The organism is Mesorhizobium sp. P3_A9 (genome assembly GCF_056402975.1).
The window spans coordinates 1-4770 of record NZ_JBFUGJ010000411.1 but is presented as its reverse complement, the minus strand read 5'-3'; the positions used below and the strand labels follow the sequence as shown (position 1 = coordinate 4770).

Here is a 4770-nt window from a genome sequence, read left to right as displayed (position 1 = left end):
GCCATCGGGCGATCCACCGGGATAGGCTTCCGCCGGCCTCGCAAACCAGCCGGCATGACCGGCCGGGGCTCGCCGGACATAGGGGAAGTGGCGTTTGAGGCTGTTGAGCGGCCTTTCGAAAACCATCCAGGAAATCGAAGCCACGACAATCGTGGCGGCGCCCGCCACCAGGAATCGCCCTGGCCCTTGTTCCGAGACATTGAGCGGAATCCAGGGCTGCGACTTGACGGCGAGCGACAGCAATATCGGATGATAGAGATAAACGCCGTAGCTGATGCGGCCGAGACCAAGCAGCGGCGGCTGGTCAAGAAGCTTGCCGATTGTGCCGCCAAGGCCGCTCGAACAGGCGGCGACGATGGCCATCAGCGGCACCAGGGGCAGGACTTGCCGCACCAGCCAATGGGCCCATTCCAGCGTCGGATCGGCAGGCGCCGGGACAAACCACTCGATGACAAGGAATACGGCCGCGAAGGCAGGCCAGCCCAGCCGCATCCATTGCGGGAGGCCCGCACCTCTCGACCGCCAGCAGGCAAGCAGCGCGCCCGTCGCCAGCGCATCCATGGATGCCGGTGGCAGCAGGTCGCGCGCCAGTGCCGGGGTGGCGGTGACCGGCCAGTAGAAGCGATAGGCCAGCGACAGCGCGATGATGCCGATGCAGATCTGTTCGAAGCGCCGGCTTGGGGCGAGCAGCACGACCAGCGGCCAGGCAAGATAGAACTGCTCCTCGATGCTCAGGCTCCAGAAATGGCACAGCACCCAGGGGTTCCAGTTGTTGTGCAGCGCATACCAGAAATTCGACAGGTAAAGCGCATGCCAGACCAGCGATCCCCTGGACTGCTCCAGATCGAACAGCCAGACGAAACCCAGCACGGCAAAATAGGGAGGGAATATCCGCAGCGCCCGTCTGAYGTAGAAGGATCGCAGCGCCGGGCCGGTTTCAAACGCGGCGGCCGCGCGCGCTTCCAGCAGCAGGCGGGTGATCAGGAAGCCGCTCAGTACGAAGAACAGCCGCACGCCGATATGGCCCCAGAACGAAGATCCTCCGGCGGCGAAGAAATGGGAATACATCACCATCGTTACGGCGATGGCCCTCAGTGCATCCAGCTGGATGTCGCGGGCGTTGCCCATCAGCGGCTTCCAGCGGCGGTGTGATGTCCGCGATGAGGCTGGCAGCCGGCCATTTCGATCGGCAGGCCAAGGCACACGGRACCCGCCGGTACGCCAACACCATCAAACCCGCGCTGTGCGAGCCTGCTTGGGTCGGGCTCGCAATCGACGGACCGACGGCTCAAGTCGGTCAACCCGGCGGAATCCTTCACGGCGTATGTCCAGTCGCAAAACGAGTCCCCCGGGAAATGGTTCGGTCACCGCATTGTGCAGCGCAACACAAAAAATCTACCCAGTTGAAATACTGTGTGAGTAAGCGCTAAAAAGTAACAAAACCACCAGGTTTTCACCATTGAGGAGAATTTCCCCAGCACCTCGGCCCTGTCGTTCAGGTTGTACGGGCCTACTCGCTTTGGTTGTTTGGCAGATTCCTGCCTTATGCGCGGGGAATAGACATAATTCCTTGTTAAATCACGCTAAATCCAACTTCCTATACTTTGACTACGGGGGTTCTATCCTGGCTCTGCGCTGAGCGACGTGGAGCCAATGGGTTGTGCCGTGCAGCATGGTCACTCCTCATCAAGGCCAATGCCGCGGCACTGGATGCCGGTAGCCCGTAATTTCAGCGGCGGCGCGCTTGCCCGGTAAAAGGGCCATAGGGGAGCGCCAACTCGTCCCTCACACCGCCGCAAACACCACCGTCTGCGCCAGCCCGCCACCCCTGCGGTTCTCCAGCGTCACCGTGCCGCCATAACGCTCGATGATTTCCTTGGCGATCGCCAGCCCCAGCCCCGCGCCGGGAATGAATTGCTGGCGGCCGGGGTCGACGCGGAAGAAGGGCTCGAAGGCCTTGTTGATCAGGTCGGGCGGGATGCCCGGGCCGTTGTCGGAAATGGTCAGCACGGCGCGCCTGTCGGTAACAGTGAGGTCGATGCTGCAGGCCTTGCCGTGGGTGGCGGCGTTGACGATCAGGTTGCGCAGCGCGCGGCGCAGGCCGAGCGCGCCGGCGCGCACCGAAACCTTGTCGAGATGGCCGATCGAGACGGCATGGCCGAGCGCGACCATCTCGGCTTCGATATCGCCTACCATCTTGCGCAGGTCGAGCGGTTCGACGGCGTCCTGGTTGACCTCCTCGCGCACCAGGCGGATGGCGCTGTCGGCGATGCGGTCGAGTTCGTCGAGGTCGTGAAGCCATTTGTCGCGGTCTTCGTCGAGGAATTCGGCGCGCAGGCGCATGCGCGTCATCGGCGTGCGCAAATCATGGCCGGCGGCGGCGACCAGCCGCATGCGGCTTTCCATGGCCGTGCGCAGCCGCGACGACAGCTGGTTCAGCGCATGCGCCGTCGCCTTGACCTCGGCCGAGCCCACTTCCGGCACTGCGGCCAGCACACCATCGCTGCCGATCTTGGAGACGGCGGCTTCCAGCATTTCCAGCGGCCGGATCAGCACCGAGGTGAAATAGACCGAGACGGCGGTGGCGCCGGCGACGATCAGCGAGATCCAGCCGGCCAGGACCAGCCACTCGCGCCCGGGCGGCTTGAGGTGCGGCACCTCGATGATCGCCCAGCGCCGGTCGGGCATCTGCACCGAGGCGATCTGGCCGGCTTCGTCGGGCTTCTCGCTGATGATGGCCAAAAGGTCGAGGCCGCGGCGTTGCAGGATGTCGTTGAGCATTTCCGTTTCCGCACGGGCGACCTTGCCGGCGGCCGGATGATCGCTGAATTGCACCCGCAGCACATCCGGTATCGGCCCCGGCAGCAGCCGCACCACGAGCTCCATCTGCTGGGCAATCCAGGGCACGGTCAGCTCCGGCGGCGGCCCGCCGCCGCGCACGCTGATGACGGCGGCGGTCGCCAGGCAGACGACGCCGACGATCGAAAGGACCAGCAGCAGAATGAGGCGGCGGCGCAGCGAGTTCACGCCTGCGCCTCCACCGCTTCGACACGCGCGGTCAGCTGGTAGCCGCCATTGCGCACGGTCTTGAACAGTGGCCCGTCGCCGGTGTCGGAGAATTTGCGGCGCAGCCGGCTCATCAGCACGTCGACAGAACGTTCAAGCGGGTCGCGCTCGCGGCCTTGCGTGAGATCAAGCAGCTGGTCGCGCGACAGCAGCCGGCCGGGGCGGTCGAGGAACACCTGCAACAGGTCGAACTCGGCGCCGGTGAGGTCGACAAGCTCGCCCCGCCCATCCATCACCTTGCGGGTGTCCGGCTCCAGCCGGTAGTTGGCGAAGCGGTAGATGCGGGCGCGCGGCGCCGGCGCCTCTTCCGGTGCGGCGCGCCGCAGCACGGCGCGGATGCGGGCGGTGAGTTCGCGCGGGTTGAAGGGCTTGCCGAGATAATCGTCGGCGCCGAGCTCCAGGCCGATGATGCGGTCGACATCTTCCTTCAGCGCCGTCAGCAGAATGACGGGGACATGCGGCTTGCGATCGCGCATGGCACGGCAGATGTCGAGCCCCGAACCGTCGGGCAGCATGACGTCGAGCACGACGAGGTCGAACTGGCCCGAGGCCAGCTTCTGCTCGCATTCGCGCCGGTCCGCCGCCACCGAGACGCGAAAACCCTGGCCGTCGAGGTAGCGGCCGAGCAGCGTCCTGATCTCGCGATCATCGTCAACGACGAGGATATGGGGTTGTGATTGCATGATCATGCCCTTGCCCATGAAAATTTGGGCTTAGCCGTGATTATAGGGAGAGCGCGCGCCGGCGGCATGGAAAATTGCAACGCAATGTTTCCGACGGGCTGTCAGAAACGTTCGGAAACAAATTGCCGCTTTGCGGAAACCTTCGGCAACATGCCGACGCGAAGCAGACAAACAGGCTTCCTATCCTCACGGCTGTCCGATGCATGAGAGAAAGGAACACCGTCATGCGAAGCAGACTTCTTGCGCTCGGCCTGTTTTCCGTCGCCGCAATCCATCCCGTGCTGGCGGCACAGCCCGATGCCGGCGCCGGCGAGCCCCCGGTCATCGCTCAGGATGGACCGGACCATGGCCCGATGCCCTGGTTCGGCCAGAATGGGCCRCATGGGCCGATGCGGCCTGGTCCGCACGGTTTTGGTCCGCAGAGCCCCGAAGGCTTCGGCCCGCACCGCATGGGACCACCGCCGGAATTCATGCTGGCCGCCCGGCTGGCGGCGCTGGAGACGCGCGTCGGCATCCGCAGCGAGCAGCTCGATGCCTGGCGCGACTATACCAGCGCATTGCAGGCGGTGCTTTCGCCGCCACGGCATGATCGTGGTCCCGGTGGCACTGGTGGCCCCGGCCCTGGTGAGCCCGAGGCCAAGGGTCCGGATACGGCACCGGGCGGCAAGCCTGATCCCTTTGCCTTCCAGCAGCGGCTCGCCGACGAGGTTACAGCTCGCGCGGCTTCGGCCGCCAAGCTGAAGGACGCGATCGCCGAGCTGCGCACCAAGCTCACGTCCGAACAGCTCGAAATCCTGGCTTCGGCGGAACGCCCCCACGGACCACCCCCCGGTCCCTGGGGCGGCCCGCCGGAAGATGCAGCCGGACCTGGAGGTCCGCCCGACCAGGGCGGGCAGCTTCCGCCTCCCCAGCCCGGGAATGGCTGACAACTCCGTCCGGCTGCGCCGGCCGGCCCGGTGTCCAACCCGTTCTCGGGCCGGCCGGTTTTTWCAGGGATGGCGGGCCATGTCCGCCATCCCAC

At 65.5% G+C, this 4770-nt stretch carries 4 protein-coding genes; 1 reads left to right on the top strand and 3 read right to left on the bottom strand.

Annotated features, from left to right (window positions below):
* The 3 genes from AC1DX0_RS31280 to AC1DX0_RS31270 all read right to left on the bottom strand — a co-directional run.
* Positions 1-1128: acyltransferase family protein (locus AC1DX0_RS31280; RefSeq protein WP_477358295.1), on the bottom strand; the 1128-nt coding region annotated here is incomplete at its 3' end.
* A 657-nt stretch (positions 1129-1785) separates the two neighbouring features.
* The gene (locus AC1DX0_RS31275) at positions 1786-3027 is read right to left on the bottom strand and encodes an ATP-binding protein (RefSeq protein WP_477223660.1); all 1242 of its coding nucleotides are present in this window, start codon (positions 3025-3027) and stop codon (positions 1786-1788) included.
* Positions 3024-3749, bottom strand: a complete 726-nt coding sequence (locus AC1DX0_RS31270) for a response regulator (protein WP_477223661.1) — start codon at positions 3747-3749, stop codon at positions 3024-3026. The genes AC1DX0_RS31275 and AC1DX0_RS31270 overlap by 4 nt, the downstream gene beginning before the upstream one ends.
* Positions 3750-3973: 224 nt before the next feature.
* On the opposite strand from AC1DX0_RS31270, the gene AC1DX0_RS31265 reads away from it, so the two are divergent.
* Positions 3974-4675 (top strand): hypothetical protein, encoded by a 702-nt coding sequence (locus AC1DX0_RS31265; RefSeq protein WP_477223662.1) that lies wholly within the window; start codon positions 3974-3976, stop codon positions 4673-4675.
* The last annotated feature ends 95 nt before the right edge of the window (positions 4676-4770 follow it).

Coding starts and splice junctions, on each gene's coding strand:
- AC1DX0_RS31270 (WP_477223661.1), bottom strand. CDS start 3,749: ATGCAATCACAACCCCATATCCTCGTCGTTGACGATGATCGCGAGATC.